The sequence below is a fragment of the Subdoligranulum variabile genome (assembly GCF_025152575.1).
Taxonomy (GTDB): Bacteria; Bacillota; Clostridia; order Oscillospirales; family Ruminococcaceae; genus Gemmiger; species Gemmiger variabilis.
Genome location: NZ_CP102293.1, coordinates 1554252 through 1575955, shown reverse-complemented (window position 1 = coordinate 1575955; position 21704 = coordinate 1554252). Strand labels below are relative to the sequence as shown.

Annotated in this window: 18 protein-coding genes; 10 read left to right on the top strand and 8 right to left on the bottom strand. The window is 63.2% G+C overall.

The window, feature by feature from the left end:
• Positions 1-236 precede the first annotated feature (236 nt).
• The 4 genes from NQ490_RS07525 to NQ490_RS07510 are packed head-to-tail and all read right to left on the bottom strand — an operon-like array spanning position 237 to position 5359.
• On the bottom strand, positions 237-521 hold the full coding sequence (locus tag NQ490_RS07525; protein ID WP_007048014.1) for an acylphosphatase: 285 nt from the start codon (positions 519-521) through the stop codon (positions 237-239).
• Positions 518-3088, bottom strand: coding sequence for a heavy metal translocating P-type ATPase (locus NQ490_RS07520; protein ID WP_007048013.1), 2571 nt, complete (start codon positions 3086-3088; stop codon positions 518-520). Before NQ490_RS07520 ends, NQ490_RS07525 begins: the two co-directional genes overlap by 4 nt.
• A 55-nt stretch (positions 3089-3143) precedes the next feature.
• Positions 3144-4064, bottom strand: coding sequence for a tRNA glutamyl-Q(34) synthetase GluQRS (gene gluQRS, locus NQ490_RS07515; protein WP_040918412.1), 921 nt, complete (start codon positions 4062-4064; stop codon positions 3144-3146).
• Positions 4061-5359 (bottom strand): M18 family aminopeptidase, encoded by a 1299-nt coding sequence (locus NQ490_RS07510; RefSeq protein ID WP_007048011.1) that lies wholly within the window; start codon positions 5357-5359, stop codon positions 4061-4063. The genes gluQRS and NQ490_RS07510 overlap by 4 nt, the downstream gene beginning before the upstream one ends.
• Positions 5360-5529: 170 nt before the next feature.
• Here NQ490_RS07510 and NQ490_RS07505 point away from each other — a divergent pair, with 170 nt between their 5' ends.
• Positions 5530-6036 (top strand): hypothetical protein, encoded by a 507-nt coding sequence (locus NQ490_RS07505; RefSeq protein WP_007048010.1) that lies wholly within the window; start codon positions 5530-5532, stop codon positions 6034-6036.
• Between the two features lie 82 nt (positions 6037-6118).
• On the opposite strand, the gene NQ490_RS07500 is transcribed toward NQ490_RS07505, so the two are convergent.
• On the bottom strand, positions 6119-7834 hold the full coding sequence (locus tag NQ490_RS07500) for an ammonium transporter (protein WP_040918409.1): 1716 nt from the start codon (positions 7832-7834) through the stop codon (positions 6119-6121).
• Positions 7835-8188: 354 nt separating this feature from the next.
• Between NQ490_RS07500 and rsmI the strand changes: the two genes are divergently transcribed.
• From rsmI to NQ490_RS07485, 3 genes are all read left to right on the top strand, one after another.
• A complete protein-coding gene (gene rsmI / locus NQ490_RS07495) occupies positions 8189-9028 on the top strand; it encodes a 16S rRNA (cytidine(1402)-2'-O)-methyltransferase (RefSeq protein ID WP_259951734.1) in 840 nt (279 codons plus the stop codon).
• A 313-nt stretch (positions 9029-9341) separates the two neighbouring features.
• Positions 9342-9836 (top strand): metallophosphoesterase family protein, encoded by a 495-nt coding sequence (locus NQ490_RS07490; protein WP_007047873.1) that lies wholly within the window; start codon positions 9342-9344, stop codon positions 9834-9836.
• The gene (locus tag NQ490_RS07485) at positions 9833-10567 is read left to right on the top strand and encodes a biotin--[acetyl-CoA-carboxylase] ligase (protein WP_242655010.1); all 735 of its coding nucleotides are present in this window, start codon (positions 9833-9835) and stop codon (positions 10565-10567) included. Before NQ490_RS07490 ends, NQ490_RS07485 begins: the two co-directional genes overlap by 4 nt.
• A gap of 136 nt (positions 10568-10703) precedes the next feature.
• Here NQ490_RS07485 and NQ490_RS07480 read toward each other — a convergent pair whose 3' ends face one another.
• Positions 10704-11804 (bottom strand): mannonate dehydratase, encoded by a 1101-nt coding sequence (locus tag NQ490_RS07480; RefSeq protein ID WP_007048775.1) that lies wholly within the window; start codon positions 11802-11804, stop codon positions 10704-10706.
• A gap of 263 nt (positions 11805-12067) precedes the next feature.
• On the bottom strand, positions 12068-13681 hold the full coding sequence (locus NQ490_RS07475) for a mannitol dehydrogenase family protein (protein ID WP_007048776.1): 1614 nt from the start codon (positions 13679-13681) through the stop codon (positions 12068-12070).
• A 176-nt stretch (positions 13682-13857) separates the two neighbouring features.
• Between NQ490_RS07475 and NQ490_RS07470 the strand changes: the two genes are divergently transcribed.
• From NQ490_RS07470 to NQ490_RS07455, 4 genes are all read left to right on the top strand, one after another.
• Positions 13858-14727: an AraC family transcriptional regulator gene (locus NQ490_RS07470; protein WP_040918992.1), complete on the top strand. Its 870-nt coding sequence runs from the start codon at positions 13858-13860 to the stop codon at positions 14725-14727.
• A 70-nt stretch (positions 14728-14797) separates the two neighbouring features.
• Positions 14798-15358, top strand: coding sequence for a M48 metallopeptidase family protein (locus tag NQ490_RS07465; RefSeq protein ID WP_259951733.1), 561 nt, complete (start codon positions 14798-14800; stop codon positions 15356-15358).
• A 28-nt stretch (positions 15359-15386) separates the two neighbouring features.
• Entirely contained in the window at positions 15387-16820 is a 1434-nt protein-coding gene (locus tag NQ490_RS07460; protein WP_050764764.1) for a lipopolysaccharide biosynthesis protein, read from the top strand.
• 4 nt (positions 16821-16824) lie between these two features.
• Positions 16825-17568, top strand: a complete 744-nt coding sequence (locus NQ490_RS07455) for a nitroreductase family protein (protein ID WP_007048768.1) — start codon at positions 16825-16827, stop codon at positions 17566-17568.
• A gap of 342 nt (positions 17569-17910) precedes the next feature.
• On the opposite strand, the gene NQ490_RS07450 is transcribed toward NQ490_RS07455, so the two are convergent.
• Positions 17911-19785, bottom strand: a complete 1875-nt coding sequence (locus NQ490_RS07450) for an LTA synthase family protein (RefSeq protein ID WP_040918989.1) — start codon at positions 19783-19785, stop codon at positions 17911-17913.
• A 263-nt stretch (positions 19786-20048) separates the two neighbouring features.
• Between NQ490_RS07450 and NQ490_RS07445 the strand changes: the two genes are divergently transcribed.
• Complete coding sequence (locus NQ490_RS07445) at positions 20049-20459, top strand: OadG family transporter subunit (RefSeq protein WP_259951732.1); 411 nt, start codon at positions 20049-20051, stop codon at positions 20457-20459.
• A gap of 12 nt (positions 20460-20471) precedes the next feature.
• Positions 20472-21662, top strand: coding sequence for a sodium ion-translocating decarboxylase subunit beta (locus NQ490_RS07440; RefSeq protein WP_007048773.1), 1191 nt, complete (start codon positions 20472-20474; stop codon positions 21660-21662).
• Positions 21663-21704 lie beyond the last annotated feature (42 nt).

Genomic DNA, 21704 nt, shown 5'->3' with positions numbered 1-21704 from the left:
TTATTGAAGGCAAACGTGTAACATCTCGCAGAAAATCCGCATACTTTCCAGCAGCACAGTAAGCGTAACTTCTTTACACGGCTTCCGCCGACAGTCGCCCGTGCGTTGGTGGTTGGTGTTTTCTCACAGGAAGACGTTCACTGCAGCAGGAAGGCGGAATGCCTCTTGCCACCGCTCCTTCCCGGACAAATGGTTAAAATTTCTTTGGTTACTTTCTTTATAAAGAAAGTAACACACTAGTCCCCGCTGCGCTCCTCGAAGCCGTACTCGTGTTCTTCCAGGGGGAGGTTTTTCACCGTCATGCCCTCGATGCGTCCCCAGCGGCAGGTGCGCTCGATGATGGGCACCAGCTTTTCCAGCTGGGCCGGTTCGCCCTGGGCCTCCAGGGTGACGCTGCCGTCCCAGTTGTTGGCCACCCAGCCCGTGAGACCCAGCTTCTGGGCCGCGCAGGTGGCAAAATACCGGAACCCTACCCCCTGCACCCGGCCCTCGAACCGCCAGCGGCGGCGTACCGCGCTCATCCGTCGATGCCCACCACGGTGTAGTCCTTGGCCTCCACCGCGGCTTTCAGGGCAGCGTCGTCCACTGCATGGGTCAGCGTCACCACCGCCGTGCCCGCCTCGTGGCTGACGGCGGCAGAGGCCACCCCGTCCAGGGCTTCCAGGGCCTTCTTCACGGTGGCTTCACAGTGGGCACACATCATGCCCTCAATATGGATGGTCTTTGTCATGGTTTTTACCTCCTGTACCGGGCAGGCCGCCGGACAGGCCGGGGCGGGAGCCGGGGCCTGACGGGGCGGTGCCTTGTGTTTGGGCGGGGCGTCGCGGTCGGCGCTGCGGGGATCCAGGGTATTGAGCCGCAGGGCGTTGCCCACCACGCAGATGCTGGAAAGGCTCATGGCTGCCGAGGCGATCATGGGGTTGAGGGTGATGCCCAGCCCCGTGAAGACCCCCGCCGCCAGGGGAATGCAGATGGCGTTATAGAAGAACGCCCAGAAAAGGTTCTCGTGGATGTTGCGTACCACCGCCCGGGACAACCGCACGGCCGCCGGCACATCCACCAGGTCGCTGCGCACCAGCACCACGTCGGCGGCGTCCAGGGCTACGTCGGCCCCGGCGCCGATGGCAATGCCGGTCTCGGCCCGGGTCAGGGCGGGGGCGTCGTTGATGCCGTCCCCCACCATGGCCACCCGGCCCTTCTTCTGCCAGCGGCGGACCTCCTGCTCCTTGCCCGCGGGGAGAACCCCCGCCACCACATGGCGGGCATCCAGCCCCACCATGGAGCCGATGTGCCGGGCGGTGGCTTCGTTGTCGCCGGTGAGGAGCACCACGTTGAGGCCCAGGGCCTTCATCTGGGCGATGGCCCCTGCCGAGGTCTTTTTCACCACGTCGGAGACGCCGATGACCCCCGCCGGGCTGCCCGCCAGGGAGAAATAGAGCGGCGTGATGCCGTTTTTGCTCATCTGCTGCCCGGCTTCCTCCAGATCGGGGGGCAGCACGCAGGTGGTGCGGATGAAGTCGGCGTTGCCGCCGGCGATGACCTTGCCGGCCACCTTGCCCCGCAGGCCCTGACCGGGGACGGCCTCAAAGGCGGCCACCGCCGTATACTTGATCTTGTCCTGTTCGGCCCGCTGGAGAATGGCCCGGGCCAGGGGATGTTCGCTGCGCAGTTCCAGCCCCGCCGCCATGCTGAGAAGGAACTTTTCCGGCACGCGGCGGGTGCCCACGATCTGCACCACGCTGGGCTCGCCGGTGGTGATGGTGCCGGTCTTGTCCAGCAGTACCGTGTCGGTGTAGCCGGTGGTCTCCAGGCTGGCGGCGGTTTTAAACAAGATGCCGTGCTTGGCGCCCACGCCGCTGCCCACCATGATGGCCACGGGGGTGGCAAGCCCCAGGGCGCAGGGGCAGCTGATGACCAGCACCGAGATGCCCCGGGCCAGCGCGTAAGCGAAGGTCTGGCCCAGCAGCAGCCAGACGAGGAAGGTCACCGCCGCGATGGCCATGACGGCGGGCACAAAGATGCCCGACACCTTGTCGGCGGTCTTGGCCAGGGGGGCCTTGGTGGCGGCGGCGTCCCGCACCAGGCGGATGACCTGGGAGAGGGTCGTATCCTGCCCGACGCGCTCAGCGCGGCAGGTCAGGGCGCCGTTCTGGTTGATGGTGGCGGCGCTCACCGGGGAGCCGGGGAACTTGTCCACCGGCATGCTCTCGCCGGTGAGGGCGGCCTCGTTGACGCTGGACACGCCCTCCGCCACCGTGCCGTCCACCGGGATGGCCTCGCCGGGTTTCACCAGGAAGATGTCCCCCACCGCCACCTCACTCACCGGCACCGTGACGGGCTGACCCTCCCGCAGCACCGTGGCGGTCTGGGGGGCCAGCTGCATAAGACTTTTCAGGGCGTCGGTGGTGCGGCCCTTGCTGTAGGCTTCCAGCGTCTTGCCCACCGTGATGAGGGTCAGGATCATGGCCGCCGACTCAAAATAGAGGTCGTGGCGGTACTGGAGCACCAGGGCCTCGTCGCCGGAGGCCAGCCCGGCGCCCATCATGGCCAGGGCAAAGACCCCGTAGACCAGGGCCGCCCCGGCGCCGAGCGATACCAGGGTATCCATGCCGGGGGCTTTGGTGCGCAGACCGTTCCAGCCGCTGACAAAGAACGCCCGGTTGATCCAGCAGACCGGCAAAGTCAGCGCCAGCTGCAAAAGACCGTAGACCAGCGCGCCGGGGCCGCCCCCTTCCAAAAAGGGCGGCAGGGGCAGGCCGATCATATGCCCCATGGAAAGGTACATCAGCGGCACCAGGAAACAGAGGCTCTGCACCAGCCGTTTTTTCAGGCGGGGGGTCTCGGTGTCGTCCAGAGCGCCGTCCATCGAATCGTCGGCGGGCGCGGCGCCGTAGCCGGCGGCCTCCACCGCCCGGCAGATGCGTTTCTGTAAGGTGATTTCGTCGGCATCGGGGACGGTTTCGACCTGCATCGAGTGGGTCAGCAGACTGACCGACACCGACTGCACGCCGGGCACCGCCGCCACGGCTTTTTCCACATGACTGGCGCAAGCCGCGCAGCTCATACCGGTGATTTCATAGCGTTGCATGGTGGAGAACTCCTTTGTTTTTGCGAAGAGGGTGCTTTCTCAGCCCTTTCCCCCATTAAAACAGGTTTTCCGGCAAAAGGATGTCGTGTTTTGGCAGACGTTCCCAGGTAAACCCGGCCACCAGATCCGCCGGGGCGGCGGGGCGGGGTGTGTCCTGCAAACCGCAGGCGTAGGCCAGCTTGCCCACCACTTCCTCGGGGGCATACCTGGCCCGCAGATGTTCGAGGCTCTGGTCCCCGTCCCGCTTGGAGAGCCGCCGTCCGTCGGCGGCCAGCAGCAGGGGCAGATGGTAAAAGCGAGGGGCCGTGAGCCCCAGTTCCCGGTAGAGCCAGAGCTGCCGGGGCGTGCTGGAGAGCAGGTCACTCCCCCGCACCACCTCGGTGACCCCCATGAGGGCGTCGTCCACGACGACGGCCAGCTGGTAGGCAAACACCCCGTCCGCCCGGCGCAGGTAGAAGTCGCCGCAGTCCCGGGCGAGATTTTCGGCATAGTAGCCCATGTGGCCGTCGGTGAAGCCGATGACCTCGTCGGGCACCTGCACCCGCCAGGCGGGGGCGCGGGTTTTTGCCTTTTCCGCCACCTGTTCCGGCGTCAAATTCCGGCAGGTACCGGCGTAGACCACCTGGCCGTCGCTGCGGTGGGGGGCGCTGGCGGCGTGGAGCTGGCTGCGGCTGCAAAAGCAGGGATAGACCAGCCCCCGGTCGGCCAGCTTGTTATAATAGTACTGATAAATCTCCGACCGCTCGCTCTGGTAGACCGGCGGTTCGGGGCCGTCGGCGGCCAGGCCCAGCCACTGCAGATCGTCCATGATGGCGTCGGCGTAGACCCGGGGACACCGCTGGGTGTCCAGGTCCTCGATGCGCAGCAGCACCTGCCCGCCTTTGCTTTTGGCGCTGAGCCAGGCCAGCAGACAGCAGAGCAGATTCCCCAGGTGCATCCGTCCGCTGGGACTGGGGGCGTACCGTCCGGTGGTCATTCCAGGGTATAGACGCCGTCGCCCAGCGCCCGCAGATGCACCCGGTAGAAGGCCGCCACCGCCCTGACCATGGCCTCGGCGTCGGACACCGCGGCGGTCTCCACGGCGGAGTGCATGGCCAGCTGGGGCAGGCCGATGTCCGCCATGGGGATGGGCAAGCTGTGGCTCTGGAGATTGCCCAGGGTGCTGCCGCCCGCCTCGTCGGCGCGGTTGGTGAAGGTCTGCACCTTCACCCCGGCCTTCTCGCAGATGGCCCGGAAGATGCCGCCGCTCAAAGCGTTGGTGGTGTATTTCTGGCTGGCGTTGTATTTCAGCAGCACGCCGCCGCCCAGCCGCACGGGGGCTGCCGGGTCGCTCTTGGCGGGGAAATTGGGATGGGTGGCGTGGCCGTTGTCGGCGCTGAGCAGGAAACTGTTGGCCAGCGCCCGGTGTTCCATCTGGGCGCTGTGGGGGATGGATTCCAGGATCCGGTCCAGCACGTCCCGCAAAAAGCTGCTCTGGGCGCCCTGGCGGCTGGAGGAACCCACCTCCTCGTTGTCCAGCATGGCCCAGACGGGGGCGCAGGCGCTGTCCGTCTCGGCGGCCGCGTCGATGAAGCCCAGCAGGGTGGTGGCGGCGCATTCCAGGTCGTCGATGCGGGGGGCCAGGAAATACTCCCCGTCGGGGCCGATCTGGGTGGGGGCCTGGCGGGTCACCAGCTGGAGATCCCGGTCGAGGATGTCCTCGGCGGCCACGCCCAGCGCCTCGCAGAGCAGGTCGGTGAGGCTGCGGCTCCCCTCGGGGCCCCACAGGGGCTGCATGTCGATCTGGGGGTTGTACTCGTGGCCCTTGTTCACGTTCCGCTGCATGTGGATGGCCAGGGAGGGGATCACCAGCAGGTCCCGGTCAAAGTGGACCAGGCGGGTCTCCACCCCATCTTCGGTGCGCACCAGCACCCGGCCTGCCACCGTCAGGGGACGGTCCAGCCAGGAGGCCATGTTCATGCCGCCGTAGCCCTCCACACTCAGGCGGCGGCAGCCGTCGTTCGTCACGGCGTCGGACTTGATCTTCCAGCCCGGGGCGTCGCTGTGGCTGGCGGTGATCCGCCACCCGCCGATGGCATGGTCGGGGATGCGCCAGGCCACCACGGCGGAACCGTTGCGCAGGATGTAGTACCCCTTGCCCGGTTCCAGGTTCCAGTAATCGGCCTCCTCCAGCCGGGTGAAGCCCGCGGCCTCCAGCCAGGCGGCCGCCGTGGCCGCCGCGTGGTAGGGGGTCACACCCTCCTGCAAAAATTCAAACAAATCGTCGATCATACGTCATTTTCTCCCTCTATTCACGGAAATGCGCCCGGGGGCGCGGTGTTCTGTATTCATTCTACCGCAAATGCCCGCGGGGGGCAAGTTGCAAAGTGAGAATTTTCGGGGTATATTGGTGGAGGGGCGGCGGCCCCCGTCATAGTATGGGAACACGGGAGGGGATTTGTATGATGCGCAAAATCTGGGGCCTGCTGGCGGGGTGTCTTTTGCTGGCGGGATGTGCCGGGGCACCGGCGGCTTCCACGGCGGAGACGGCGGCGGCCACCACCGAGACGGCGGCCACAGCCACGCCGGAGCAGGTGGCGGCGGTGAAGACCCAGCGGCTGACGGTGGTGCTCAACGGCTGCATCGCCTACGAGGTGGATTCCGCCGGGGGCAGCCTGAAGACGGCCATTGCGGCGGCGGATCTGGTGGTGTTCCTGGCAGGGGATTCGGTGCCGGAGGACCTGGCCGGGGAGACCCAGGTCTGGCAGGACGCCCTGAGCAGCGACGACCAGGCCACCATGGATGCCAACTGGCCGGGGGTGTACACCTGCGCCCAGGGCATCTGCGAGGACCCGTCGGCCCAGCAGGGGCTGCTGGACGACGCCGGGGTGACGGCGGATTTTGCCGCCATGGACCTGACGGAAGTGCCCGACCAGCTGGACGCCATGAACGAGGTGCTCACCGACTGAGCGCTACCTTTATATAGTAACAAGCAACAGGGGCAGCCCGTTTGGGCTGCCCCTGTCACTGTATGTTCTATGGGAGAAACCTTTATTCCACGTCCTGCAGGGCGGCGTAATCCTGCTCGCCGGTGCGGACCTTGACGACCTTCGCCACGTTGTAGACGAAGATCTTGCCGTCGCCGATGTGGCCGGTGTACAGTGCCTTGGTGGCCGCATCGATGATGGTATCCACGGGGATCTTGCTGATGACCACTTCCACCTTGACCTTGGGGAGCAGGGTGGCATCCACTTCGGCGCCGCGGTATTTCTCACCGCTGCCCTTCTGGAGGCCGCAGCCCATGACCTGGGTGACCGTCATACCGGTGACGCCGACGCGGTTGAGTGCTTGCTTCAGGGCGTCGAACTTGGCCAGCTGGACGATGATGGAAACCTTGTGCATGCCGGAATCCAGATCCGCCGGCAGAGGCGCTTCTTTCTGGACCTTGACGGCCGCCGCCACCTGGGCGGGGCTGGCCTTGGCGAGATCGTCCTCGCCCAGGTCGGTGTTTTCGTTCACATCCAGTTCAGCGTAGGTAGCATCGCTGATGGCAAAACCGGCGTAGGCGCTGGTGAGGCCATGCTCGTGCATATCCAGGCCGTCGATCTCTTCCTGCTGGGTGACGCGCAGGCCGACGGTCTTCTTGATGAGGGTGAAGATGATGAACATGGAGACCAGGACCCAGACCAGCACGCTGACCAGGCCCAGCACCTGGATGCCGAAGAAGGAGAAGCCGTGGCCGTAGAAGACGCCCTGGCTGGTGGAGAACAGGCCGGTGGCGAGAGTGCCCCAGGCGCCGTTGACGCAGTGGACGGAGACCGCACCCACGGGGTCATCGATCTTGGCCACGTTGTCGAAGAACTCCACGGAGAAGACGCAGAGGACGCCGGCGACGATGCCGATGATGGCGGCACCGAAGGGATCCACCATGTCACAGCCGGCGGTGATGGCGACGAGGCCGGCCAGCGCGCCGTTGAAGGTCAGGGAGACATCGGGTTTGCCGTAGCGCACCCAGGTGGTGATGAGGGCCGCGCAGGTAGCGAGGGCGGCGGCCAGGTTGGTGTTGAAGCAGATGAGGCCGGCGGAGACCATGGTGTCGTCACCGGTCATGGAGACGGTGGAGCCGCCGTTGAAGCCGAACCAGCAGAACCAGAGGATGAAGACGCCCAAAGCCATGGCGGTCAGGTTGTGGCCGGGGATGGCGCGGGCCTTGCCGTCCTTGCCGTACTTGCCGATACGGGGGCCGAGCATCCAGGCGCCCAGGCAGGCGGTGACACCGCCGACGAAGTGGACGGCCGTGGAACCGGCGAAGTCATGGAAGCCCAGCTGGCTGAGCCAGCCGCCGCCCCAGATCCAGTGACCGGAGATGGGATAGACGATGAGGCTGATGGCGGCGGAGTAGAGGCAGTAGGCGCTGAACTTGGTGCGCTCTGCCATGGAGCCGGAGACGATGGTGGCGGCGGTGGCGCAGAACACAGTCTGGAAGACCACGTAGACCCACAGGGGCAGGCCGCCGAAATCGTAGCTGCCCTGGATGAACGGGTCAAACCCGCCGATGAAGGCGCCGGTGCCCGCAAACATCACACCGAAGCCGACCAGCCAGTAGCAGGGCGTTCCGATACAAAAGTCCATCATATTCTTCATCAGAATATTGCCGGTGTTTTTGGCACGGGTCAGGCCCGCTTCGCAGAGGGCGAAGCCTGCCTGCATGAAAAAGACCATGAACGCCGCAACCAGTGTCCATGTAACGTCTGCCGAGTTGTACATACACATAACCCCTTTCATTACCCCACAAACCGAAAAAAGCGCCGGACAGAATTTCTTCTGTCCGGCGCCTTTGCCGTTTGTTTCGTTGCGCTTATGCTACCACACCCTATGCGCCGGGTCAAGTCAAAATTGCCGTTTTTGCCTTTTTTTGGAGCCTTGCCTGTCCGGCGGCGGCGGTTTTCCACCGTTTTTGGGCAGGATGCCGAAGAAAAACTTCATTTTCTTTTGTGCTTACCCCGCTTTCTTCGTCCGCAGATGGCGTACAGTTTATTTTCTTAAGTCTCGGCGGCTGCCTTGCCAACGGTGTCCCGGTTCGATATAATAGAATATTATAGAAACAAAGGGGGCCTTGTTTTGGCCGGGACATTGTATCTGGTGGCGACGCCCATCGGCAATCTGGACGACATGCCGCCGCGGGTGGCGGCCACGTTCGGGGCGGTGGATTTTGTGGCCGCCGAGGATACCCGCGTGACGCTGCGGCTGCTGAACCATCTGGGGCTGAAAAAGCCGCTGGTGAGTTACTATGAGCACGCCCTGCACCACGGCGAGGCGATCCTGCAGCGCATCGAGGCGGGGGAAGACTGCGCCCTGTGCAGTGACGCGGGGATGCCCTGCATCAGCGATCCCGGCGAGCAGATCGTAGCCGAAGCCCATGCCCGGGGGATCCGGGTGGTGCCGGTGCCGGGGGCATCGGCCTGCATCACGGCGCTGGCGGCCAGCGGGCAGCCCACGGCGCGGTTCGTCTTTGAGGGATTTCTGCCGGTGCCCAAGCGGGAGCGGCGGGAGCGGCTGGCTGCTTTGCAGGGGGAGACCCGGACCATACTGTTCTATGAAGCGCCCCACAAGCTGCGGGGCACGCTGGAGGACCTGACGGCGGCGTTCGGGGCCGACCGGCCGGTGAGTCTGTGCCGGGAGCTGACCAAGCTCCACGAGGAGATCGTCAAGACCACCCTGGGGGAAGCGGCAGCCTACTATAAAGACCACGACCCGCGGGGAGAGTACGTGCTGGTGGTGGCGGGGGCGGACCCTGCCGCGGCGGCCACGGAGGCCGAGCCCACCAAGGAGGACGTGGTAGCGGCGGCGAAAGCGCTGCTGGCGGGGGGCATGCCGCCCTCGGCAGCGACGAAGCAGGCGGCCGCGGGCACGCCCTTCTCCAAGGGAGAGATTTACAAGGAACTCATCGCCAAAGCGTGAGAGTTTCTTTGCTTCTTTCTTTGCAAAGAAAGAAGAGAAACAACACAGAACATCCGCGCTGCCTTTAGATGCCGCTTTTTGAGCGCGCAAAAAGCGGCGGAAAAACGCGCCGCTACTTCCGAGGCGCGGGGCACGGCTCTGGGGCTGCACGCCCCCGAGACCCCCAAAGAAGAAGTCGAATCGAAAAAACCGGGAAAAACGCCTGGAGAGACTGTTTTTCCATCGGTTTTTCCGATTCTCCACTGCAAATTCGGGGGTGCCCGAACCCCCGCGGTGCGAATTTTTTACTTTTATCCAGAAAGGTTCATTCTCCATGTCCGATACAACGAAAATTCTTGTCATCAGCGACGTGCACGGGCGGCTGCGGGACCTGCGTTGGGTGCTGCAGAACGAGACCGCCGACGCGCTGTTTTTTCTGGGCGACGGGTTGTATGATCTGAACGCGGCGCTGCAGCTGCGGAAAACGCCGGTCCCCTATCCCATCTACCGGGTGGCGGGCAACTGCGACACGGGGTACGAGGATCCCATCGAGGGGCTGGTGCCTTTTGGGGGGCTGTTGTTTTTCTACACCCACGGGCACCGGTACGGTGTGAAGATGGGGTATGAGCAGCTGGCGGAGAGTGCCGCGGCCCGGGGCGCCGACGTAGCGCTGTTCGGGCACACCCATATGCGGGCACTGGAGCGGGGCCAGGGCGTGACGGCCACGGTGTTCAATCCGGGGAGTCTGCGGGACGGCGGCAGCTACGGCGTGCTGGAGATCCAGGACGGACAATGTTCTTTCGGATGGAAGAGGGTGCCTGCATTTTGAACGAGAGTGTTCTGTATCTGCCCGAAGCGGACAGCACCAATACCTGGGCGAAGGCCCATCTGGACCGGTTCGGGCCCATCGGGGCGGTGTACACCACCAGCCAGACGGCAGGCCGGGGACGGCTGGGCCGCCAGTGGGTGGACGCCCCGGGCAAGGCGCTGTATTACACGGTGGTGCTCAAAACGCCGCTGGCGCAGCCCTCTACCCTGCCGCTCTTTTCCAGTCTGGCGGTGGCGGATGCCCTGGAGCAGCGCTACGGCGTGCAGTGCCAGATCAAGTGGCCCAACGACCTTTTGCTGAACGGCAAAAAAGTGGTGGGCATCCTCTGTGAGGGCGCCCCCGACGGGCACAGTGTGTTGTCGGGCATCGGCATCAATCTGGCCCAGGACCAGGCCTATTTTGACGCGGCGGGACTGCCCCACGGCACCAGCCTTGCCCTGCAGGGCGTGGCGGTGGACCTGGACGTGGACCCCGAATGGCTGGCCCAGTACATGACGGATTTCGGGTTTGACCGGGCGCTGTACACCTATGAGGTGGAGGGGTTTGCCCCCTACCGGGAACGGTACAAGGCCCGGTGCATCAACCTGGGACGCCGGGTGACCTACGACGGCGGCGCCGGGACCGCGGTGGACGTGGACGAGGAGGGACGCCTGGTGGTGGAAGGCGAAAACGGCGAAGTGCATGTCTTTACCGGCGAAGTGTCGGTACAGGGCATCTACGGCGCGGTGTGAGCTTCGTTCTTTTCTTGCAAGAAAAGAACCAAAAGAACTCTAACTAAAAATGCCTGGGAGGGTGTTACCCTCCCAGGCATTTTTGATTGGAATTTCTTCGGTTCCTTCTTTGCAAAGAAGGAACAAAGGCGCACAATCAGGCCTTGGCCTTCTCCTCGTCCAGGCGGTCGAGGAGATCCCAGACGCCCAGCATATACTGGATGCCCAGGGCACGGTCATACTTGCCGTAGCCGGGGCGGCAGTTACCGGGGCCTTCCTCCCAGAGCTGACGGCCATGGTCGGGGCGGATGACGCCGTCGAAGCCGCAGTCATGGTAGGCGCGGAGAATTTCGATGATGCCGGTCTCGCCGCAGCAATCGCGGTGGGCGGCCTCGCTGAAATCGCCGTTGGGGAAATGATGGATGTTCCGGATATGGGCGAACGGGATGCGGTCGCAGTGCTTGCGCACGATGGCCGCCACGTTGTTGTTGGGGTTGGCGTTCAGGCTGCCGGAGCAGAGCGTCAGGCAGTTGTAGGGATCGTCCACCATGGTCAGGAAGCGGTCGATGGCCTCGGCGTCGGTGAGCAGACGGGGCAGGCCGAAGATGTCCCACGGGGGATCATCCATGTGGATGGCCATCTTGACATCGCACTCGTGGCAGGTGGGCATGATGGCTTCCAGGAAATACTTCAGGTTCTCCCACAGCTTCTCCTTGGTGACGGGGGCGTAGGCCTTGAACAGCTCGTCCAGCTTGGCCATGCGTTCCGGCTCCCAGCCCGGGAAGGTCATGTGATACTTCTCGGTGAAGTTCAGGATGTAGTCGGCCATGGCCTTGTAGTCATCCTGGATCATGTCCTTCTGGTAGAACAGGGCGGTGGAACCGTCGCCGACGGGATGGAACAGGTCGGTGCGGGTCCAGTCAAAGATGGGCATGAAGTTGTAGCAGATGGTCTTCACACCGTACTTGGACAGGTTGCGGATGCACTGCTTGTAGTTCTCGATCAGCTGGTCGCGGCTGGGCAGACCGATCTTGATGTCGTCGTGGACGTTGACGGATTCCACCACTTCGGCGCTGAATCCGTAGGACTGGATGTGCTCCACGGCTTCCTTGATCTCGTCCTCTTCCCAGATCTCGCCGGGCATCTTGCTGTGCAGCGCCCAGACGATGCTCTCGACACCGGGGATCTGCTTGATGTCGCCGAGGGTGATGGGATCGTTGCCCTCACCGTACCAGCGCCAACCCATTTTCATGGACATAAAAGACCTCCTTGTAGTTTACTTGCAAAAGAGATTCGTTTGTAACCGGCATTGCCGGGATTTTCTTGTTCCGTCGCGGTCGGCGGACATGCGCCGACGGCCGCGACACCGACAGGGAAATTGTGCCCAAAATTGTGTGCGAGGCCCGCAGGCCGAGTGCGCGGTTTTGGGTACAATTTTGTCGAGGGGGAATCCAAAGGGGGGAATAGGCCCGTCAGGCAATTGCCGTGCGGGACTGTTCCCCTCTTTGAGGGCCGCAGGCCTTAGTTCAGGGCGTCGTGGAGAGTTTTGCGAACAGCGCCGGGGCCGGCCAGCTCGGCCACAAAATACTGCTCGATCTTGTCGGCCAGGACGGTCTTGGTCAGATCGGTGCCGAAGATGGAGGCGTTGGCCAGGATGGCCTTCAGCTGACCCTGGTAGGTCTCGGGCTTGCCCACCTCGATGCCGGCCAGCTTGGCCTGCAGATCGTCCTTCAGGGGATCGGCGGAGACTTCAAAGGCGTTGCCGTTGTCATCCACGGCCAGCAGGTAGCGCAGCCAGCCCGCGATGGCCAGAGGAATGGACACCAGGGTGTTCAGGTCGCGGCCCTCGGCGATGTAGCTCTTGATGGTCTCGCCGAAGCGGATGCCCACCTTCTGGGAGGTATCGGTGGCGATACGCTGGGGGGCGTCGGGCATGAAGGGGTTGGGCAGGCGCTGCTCCACGACCTCGTCGATGAAGGCCTTGGGCTCCAGGATGCCGGGGTTGACCACCACGGGCAGACCTTCCACATAGCCCAGGCGCTTGATGAGGGCGACGATGTCGGCGTCCTTCATCTCATCGCAGATGAGGGTGTAGCCCAGCATGCAGCCGTAAACGCTCATGGCGGTGTGCAGGGGGTTCAGGCAGGTGGTGACCTTCATCCGCTCGGTCTTGTTGACGGTCTCGCGGTCGGTCATGTAGACGCCGGCCTTCTCCAGAGCCGGACGGCCGTTGGGGAACTTGTCCTCCACCACCAGGTACTGCGGGCGCTCGGCGTTGACGAAGGCCGCAATGAAGGTGTTCTTGCTGGTGACGATGGGGGCCATATCCTCGATGCCGTCCTTGGCCAGGGACTCCTCCACGATCTTGTGGGGGCGCGGGGTGATCTTGTCGATCATGGACCAGGGGAAGGTGATCTTGCTCTCGTCGGTGAGGTAGTCGATGAAGTCCTGACCCACGAAGCCCTTCTCGGCCCAGGCCTTGGCCACGGTCATGACGCTGGACTGCAGCTTCTCACCATTGTGGGAGCAGTTGTCCATGGACACGACAGCCAGAGGATACTTGCCGGCGTTGAAACGCTCGAAGAGCAGGGCGGCCACCATGCTCATGGCATGGCGGGCATGGGCGGGGCCCTCGTCCATATCGGCCTGGACCACGGGCATCAGGCTGCCGTCCGGACGGTAGAGGGCGTAGCCCTTCTCGGTGATGGTGAAGGAGATCATCTGCAGGCCGGGATCGGTGAAGATCTCCTTGAAGCGGGCCATCATGGCGGCGTCGGAGGAGTCGGCGCGCAGGCCCTCGGCCACGGAACCGATGATCTCACGGCTGGTGGAGCCGTCGGGGTTCAGGGTGACCATCATGGTCAGGTTGTCGTAGGGGGTGTAGATCTTGTCGATGATGTCGTAGTCGAAGGTATCGGCTGCGATGATGCCGCGGTCAGCTTCCCCGGCGTTGAGCAGCTTCTGCTGCAAAGCGGCGATGAAACCGCGGAAGATGTTGCCGGCGCCAAAATGCACCCAGATGGGGTGTTCCTTGGTGGCGGCGGTCATGGCGGCGTGGTCGAACTGGGGCAGTTTGACGCCCAGCTTTTCCCACTCGGCTTTCTGGTTGACGATGGAAGAGGCATTCATCTGCATAGTGATTGACTCCTTTTTTTGGGTGCGTGGAGGATGGATTCATTCCCATCCGCGTTGATTTCAGTATACATCGCAATTTTTATTAGGAAAATGGCCGAGATTGCTTGAAAGATTGTAAAAGTTGCGGTAAAGTATACTATAGATACAAAAGACCGCCCAAAAGGGGGAAAAACCGCATGGCAGGGTCCCATTACAACCCCTATACCCGGCGTCAGACGATGATCGCTTCGGACTACGAGATCTACCGCTACCGCTCCACCTACATGAACGAGGTGGAGCTGCACCACCACGATTTCTACGAGGTCTATCTTTTGCTGCGCGGCCGGGTGGAATACATCGTGGAAAACCACATCTACCGCATGCGTCCGGGGGACTGGATGCTCACCAGTCCCCTGGAGCTGCACCAGGCGCGGATCGTCACCGACGTGGACGCCTACGAGCGGTTCGTTCTGTGGATTGCCCGGCCGTATCTGGAGCATCTGTCCACGCCGCGCACCAGCCTGACCCGCTGCTTTGACACCAGCGTGGCCAACCACACCAACCTCCTGCGGCTGCCGGGGGCGGCGGGGGCCCAGATGCGGGCGTCCATCGACCGGCTGTGCACGCTGCGCACCTCCAAGGAGTACGGCAGCGACCTTTTGGCCCAGGGGGCGCTGGTGGATCTGATGATCGGGCTGAACCGGGCCGCCGCCGAGCGGGGGGACGCCCGGCCCATGGGCAGCAGCGACCAGGTGGTGGACGCGGTGCTGCACTACATCAACGAGCACTACAGCGAGACACTGACGCTGGACCAGCTGGCGGAGAAATTCTTCATCAGCAAATACCACCTGCTGCGCAAGTTTGACGCCCAGGTGGGCACCACGGTGCACCGCTATATTCTGCAGAAACGGCTGCTCAACGCCAAGCAGCTGCTGGCAGGAGGCGTGCCGCCGAATGAAGTCTGCCAGTATTGCGGCTTCGGGGACTACGCCAATTTTTACCGGGCCTTCAAGGCGGAATACAACCAGACGCCCCGGCAGTACATCCAGACGGTGCGGGGCGGCTGACGGACGGTTGCACTTTGGGTCCGATGCGTGTACAATAGGGGGAAATTCCTGCCGAAGGGAGGCCGCCGCCATGGCCCCAACCAAAACCGAGATCCGCCACGCGGCGGGCATCGACTATACCCTGACCCGGCGGCGGGTGCGCAACATCAACCTGCGGGTGCGGGCGGACGGGTCGGTGGCGGCCAGTGCGTCGCCCCGGGTGCCCGCCGGGATGGTGGACGCCTTTGTGGCCTCCCGGGCCGCCTGGGTGGCGGCCGCCCGGGCCAAGGCGGCCCGCCGGGCCCGGTGGGATGCGGCGGCGGACGCGGCCCTGCCCCCCAAGGCGGAGGCCCTTAAGCAGATGACCGCCCTTTGCCGGGCATACTATCCCCGGTTCGCGGCCAGCTGTCCGGGGGGTGCCTTTCCCCGCATCGCCGTGCGGGACATGCACACCCGGTGGGGCTCCTGCAGCCTGAAGACCGGCACGCTGGCGTTCAGCCGGCGGCTGTGTGTGACGCCCCCGGCCGCCCAGGAATATGTTGTGGTACACGAATTCTGCCACTTTGCCCACCCCGACCACAGCCCGGCCTTCTGGGCGGCGGTGGAGGCGGTGCTGCCGGACTATCGCCGGCGCCAACAACTGCTGCGGTGATCCGCCGCACCACATGGAGGTCCTGCTCTTGGCTTCTTCCCAGAAAAAATACACGACCCTGGTAAACAACACGCTGCTGTTTGCCCTGTCCAACTTCAGCTCCAAACTGCTGAGCTTTTTCATCCGGCCCTACCTGAGCTACGCCCTGGACTCCCCCGACGTGATGGGTGTGTCCAGCCTGCTGCAGCAGGCCACCAACCTGCTGATCCCGGTGGTGAGCCTGGGGGTTTCCTACGCGGTGATCCGCTTCGGGCTGGATAAGGCCGTGCGCAAGGACAGCGTCTTTGTGAACGGCGGGCTGACCATCTTCACCGGCTTTGCCATTTTGCTGGTGGCCATGCCGCTGGTGCGGCTCATCCCCAACGCCGCCGAATACCTGCCCTGGCTGTATCTCTGCGTGCTGGCCAGCTGTCTGCGGACGCTGTGCACCCAGTTCATCCGGGCGCGGATGCTCAACCGGCTGGTGGCCATCGACGGCGTCATGACCACCGGCACATTGCTGGCCTACTATCTCATCTTCTTAAGCTGGTTCAGGATGGGGGCCACCGGCTTCCTGCTGGCCAACGCCTGCGCTGACCTGACCTCCATGGTCTTCGTCTTCTTCGCGGGGGGCTGCAGGAAATACTGCAAACCCAAGGCCTTTGACAAGTCCCTCTGGGGCGAGATGCTGCGGTACTGTCTGCCCATGATCCCGGCGGCCATCAGTTTCTGGATCATCAACGCCAGCGACATGTTCTTCGTCCAGGCCATGTGCGAGGACTACCAGGGCCGCAGCGGCAACTACTGGGTGGGCCTGCTCTCCGCCGGGTACTTCCTGCCCCAGGTCATCACCATCATGGGCAGCATCTTCTACGAGGCATGGCAGCTCTCCGCCGTCACCGAGGAGCAGGACCGGGAAGCCTTCTTCTCGAAAATTTTCCGGGTCTACGCCTGCGCCATGTTCTGCTGCGTGGCGGGGGTCGTCATGCTCTGCCGCCCCATGATGCACCTTTTTAAAGCGGAATACTACGACGGCTGGACCTTCGTGCCCTTCCTGACCCTCTGCTCCATGTGCACCTGCCTGAACCAGTTCCTGAACAGCGTGTATGTGGTCTACAAGCGGTCCACCGGTTCCCTCTTCACCATGCTGGCGGGGGCGGTGCTCAACGTGATTCTCAACGGCATCTTCATTTTGCTGTGGGGCCCCTGGGGCGTCACCCCGGCCAGCTTCCTGAGCCTCTTGCTGGTATTCCTGCTGCGGGCCTACTCCACCCGGGGTCTTTTGCGCATCGACTTCCACCCCGCCTGGCTGCTGGTGAACCTGGTATTGGTGCTGGCCGAGATCTGGTGCCTGATGAATCTTTCCGCCTGGGTCATCCCGGTGGTGGTGCTCACCGCCGTGGTGTGTGCCATCAACGTGCGGGAAGTCTACAGTCTGGTGCAGAAGCTGCTGGGCAAATTCCTGCACCGCAAAGGAGCGTAAAACAATGGATAATGAAATTCTCTGGGCGCTGCACGCCCGCAAAAGTGTGCGGGTCTTCACCGACGAGCCGGTGACCGCCGAAGAGCGGGCCGCCATTCTGGAGGCAGCCTTCCAGGCGCCCACGGCAGGCAACCAGCAGCTCTACACGATCCTGGACATCACCGACCCCGCCCAGAAGGAGCGGCTGGCCGACCTCTGCGACCACCAGCCCTTCATCGCCAAGTCGAAACTCTGTCTGGTATTTCTGGCGGACTGCCGCCGGTGGCCGCGGGCCTACCGGGCCGCCGGGGTGGAGGCGCCCCGGAAAGCCGGGCCGGGGGATCTGCTGCTGGCGGTGGCGGATGCCTGCATCGCGGCCCAGAACGCCGTGACGGCGGCGGAGAGTCTCGGCATCGGCAGCTGCTACATCGGGGACGTGCTGGAAAACGCCGAGGCCATGCGGGAAACGCTGGCCCTGCCGCCCCAGGTGGTGCCGGCCTGCATGCTGGTCTTCGGCCGCCCGACGGAGCAACAGAAAACGCGGCAAAAGCCGGTGCGGTTCCGGGAGGAAGCGGTGGTGTGCGAGAACACCTACCGCGACCGCACCGAGGAGGAACTGCGGGAGGATTTCAACCTCCGGGGCGCCGGGGTGCCGGAATTCCAGTTTGACCGGTATCTGCAAGCCTTCTGCAAGCGCAAGTACGACAGCGACTTCTCCCGGGAAATGAGCCGCAGCGCGGCGGTGTATCTGCAGGACTTCTGCGAATAAGACTTCCCGCTTTCTTGCAAGAAAGCGGGGCAAAGAACTCTATAGAAAAAGGCACGGTCCTGTGACCATGCCTTTTTATCGTTATGGAAAGGAGAAAGAGAGATGTAGGGCGGGGATTTTTCCCCGCCGCGGGATTTTGCGGGCACCGCGGTTTTTCGGTTGGATGCAGGGGCGACCTACAGGCCGCCCGGGAACATTGCCGTGACCGCCAGATTCTCCGGCGGGGTCAAGACCCCGCCCTACAACCCAACCATTCTTTTCTTTTTATATAAAAAAGGCATGGTCAATGACCGTGCCTTTTTGATGAGAGTTTCTTCGGTTCCTTCTTTGCAAAGAAGGAACTTACTGGGCATCAAACAGGGACTGATCCCGTTTGGCATGGGCGCCCACGTTGTTGTACTCGAGGTTCAGATACCCGTGGACCCACTGATCCAGCATGGTATCGGCGCCGAACTCGGCGGTGTGGCCGTCGGGGGTCATGTAATCGTTGGCGCCGGTGACCACCGGGGTGACCTCCTTCATCTCCAGCAGATACTGGTAGAAGGTGCTCAACGGCAGGCCCGCCTGCTGGGCGATGGTGGGTGCCAGCATGACCATGTCCATCCGGTTCAGCGGATCGGTGGCGCTCACCGCGGCGTCGGTGTTTTCCAGGGGATAGTTGGCCCAGATGAAGAAAGGCGTGCTGCGCTCCAGGATCTGCAGCTCGTTCTGGGGGGCGATGGACTTGTCCGCCACATGGTCCACGAAGCTGGGGGCATGGTCGCCGGCCAGGGCCACCACCACCTTGCGGCCGGTGGTGTTGTACAGGTTGGTGAAGTAATCCATCAGCTCCGCCACGGCGGCGTCGCTCATCTTCATGCAGCTTAAGTATTCGTCCATGAGTTCGTCGTACTCGCCGTAGTCGGTGGCCGCATGGACGATGTCCAGGGAGGCGTCGTTCATATCGTAGTCGCCGTGGCTCTGGATGGACACCAGGAAGGCGAACCGGGGCTGATCCTCCGGCATGGCCTCGTAGAGGGCCTCAAAGTCCTTGTAGGAGGCGGAGTCGGTCTGGTAGGGACGGTCGCCGTAATACTCCTTCGTGGGGAAAGCGTCCTGGAAGTAGGTCTCGTCGAAGCCCAGGGCCCGCCAGGCGGAATCCCGGCGATAGTTGGAGTTGGTGTAGGGATGGGCGGCCATGGTGGTGTAGCCCAGGCTCTTGGTGTAGCTCACCAGACTGTTGGCGCCGTAGAGGTTCAGCCAGTTGAACGGCGTGATGGAAGGCATGAGCATCAGCGAGTTGCTGGACAGCATCTCGTACTCGCTGGAGTTGGTGCCGCCGCCCACATGGGGGCTGACCGTGTGGCCGTAGACGGCGTTTTCCAGGTTTTTCGTCACCGGCATGATGTCGGTGTCGGCCTGCAGGTCGGTGACCAGGTCGAAGTCGTAGAAGCTCTCCGAGAGGATCAGCACGATGTCGGGGTATTCCTGGGCGGTCTCGGCGGTGGCATACTTGCCGGTGACCAGGTTTGCCGTGTCCTGGGCCGCCTGGTCGGAGTAATCCTCCGGCTCCACGATGGGGTCTGCCATGAGGGCGCTGGCCTCCACGGTGCCCGCTAAGTACCCGTACTTATAATAAGTCTCCTGCCAGGCCCAGCCGTAGGTGGCCTTGGGCTTGATGGGGTTGGGGCCGAAGTAGCCGAAGAACATCACGCAGAAGATGCAGAGGGCGCACACCACCACCCGCACGCCGCGGGCCTTCCAGCTGGCGCGCCGGGGGCCGCCTTTGGCGAGGAACCACTGCACAGCGCTGATGACCAGCACCGGCAGCACCAGCAGGCCGATGGTGACCACGGTCTGGGAGATCTTCAAGGTGTAGCTGCCCATGACCTCGGCGGCGGTGCCCAGGTTGAGGATGTCCTGGGGCATGAGAGCGGAGCCGTGGAGGTCGCGGGTGTAGTAGTTGACGAGGGCCACCACGGTGAAGAGCACCCCCGAGATGCCGGTGGCCAGCCACCAGCGGCCGCAGAGGGCGAAGAGGATGAGGGTCAGGCAGAAGGCGGTCATGGCGTTGAGGGGCGCATAGACGGGCCACTGTCCGGCCAGGTAGTTGGGGGTGACGCCGTCCGACAGTTCCAGCTGATACCGTGCGATGAACGCGGCGGCCACAGCCAGCAGACAGGGCAGCACAGCCCGGAGGAGTATTTGTTTCCAGTTTACGGTTTTTAACGTCTGCATGGGGAAAAATCCTACCCTTTCTATACCAAGCGGGGAAAACATACGTCGTTCAGTATACCACAAACGGCCGAAAAAAGAAAGAGGCCGCCCCCTGGCGAATGCTGGAAAGGGGCACAACCGTCACCCCGCCCAACAATGTACAGACTTTGTTAATTTTTTTGTAAAAAAATCTACCAAAAAAATGCACATTGTGCTATAATACAATCAAATGTCGCTTGTGCAAAATATGCGATTGGTATAACGCCAAAAGGAGGAAACTCACTATGCCCAACCTTGCACTGCTGGCGCTGGAGCCCAGCGACGGCATCGTCGTGCTGACCAGTATCGTGCTGGTCTTCGCGATGCTGATTGCCCTTTGCCTGATCATCACGGTGGAAGGCAAGATCTTTGACAGCATGAACCAGAAGGCCGACAAGCCCAAGCCCCCGAAGCCGGAGAAATCCGCGCCGAAGGCTCAGGCGAAACCGGCCGCCAAGCCCGCCGCCCCGGCTGCGAAGGCGGACAACGGCGCCATTCCCGGCGAGATCATCGCCGCGATCTCGGCCGCCGTTGCCAGCGTGATGGGCGAAGGCGCCGTGATCCGGGGCATCCGCCGGGTCGCGTCCGGCAAGAGCTCCCGCCGCGGTGCGTGGGGCGAAGCAGGCGTGCGGGAACACACCACGCCGTTTATGTAAGGAGGGCTGAAAATGGGTGCAATTTTTACCAATATTGCCGAGATTTTCGGCAACTCCGGCTGGGCGCAGATCTTTTTTGCGGAGGGCGGCTGGAAGTACGCCGTCATGCTGGCGGTGGCCTGCGTGCTTTTGTACCTGGCCATCGTGAAGCAGTTTGAGCCGCTGCTGCTGCTGCCCATCGGCTTCGGCATGCTGATGACCAACCTGCCGCTGGACGGCATCTTCCACATCGAGATCTTCCTCAACGAGACCAACCACATCAACTGGGAGATGCTGGGCAATTCCGGCGGCATGGTGGACTACATCTACTTAGGCGTCAAGCTGGGCATCTATCCCCCCTTGATCTTCCTGGGCATCGGCACCATGACGGACTTCACCCCGCTGATCGCCCGTCCGTCCAGCCTGCTGCTGGGCGCTGCGGCCCAGCTGGGCATCTTCTTCACCTTCATCGGTGCGAAGATCCTGGGCTTCACCAACCAGGAAGCCTCCTCCATCGGCATCATCGGCGGTGCCGACGGCCCCACGGCCATCTTCGTCACCACCCGTCTGGCGCCTCATCTGCTGGGTTCCATTGCGGTGGCGGCCTACTGTTACATGGCGCTGGTCCCGGTCATCCAGCCGCCCATCATGCGCGCCCTGACCACCGAGAAGGAACGTCAGGTCATCATGACGGCGCCGCGCCAGGTCTCCAAGACCGAAAAGATCCTCTTCCCCATCATCGTTACCATCATTGTGTCCCTGACGCTGCCTGACGCCGCCATCCTGGTGGGCTGCCTGATGATGGGCAACCTGATGAAGGAATCCGGCGTGGTGGAACGTATCACCAAGACCGCCGGCAACGAACTCATGAACATCATCACGATCTTCCTGGGCTTCTCCGTCGGCTGCACCACCAACGCCTCCACCTTCCTGAATCTCCAGACCGTGGAAATCATCGTCCTGGGCGTGGTGGCCTTCGGTGTGGGCACCGCGGGCGGCGTGCTGCTGGGCAAGGTCATGTGCGCTGTGACCGGCGGCAAGATCAACCCCCTCATCGGTTCTGCCGGTGTTTCCGCCGTGCCTATGGCCGCCCGTGTCAGCCAGAAGGTCGGTCAGGAGTACAATCCCCGCAACTACCTGCTCATGCATGCCATGGGCCCCAACGTGGCGGGTGTTATCGGTTCCGCTGTGGCGGCCGGTATCCTGATCAATATGTTCGGCTGATCCCTCTGTTGCCTTGAAAATGTCCCGGCTGCTGCGGCGGCC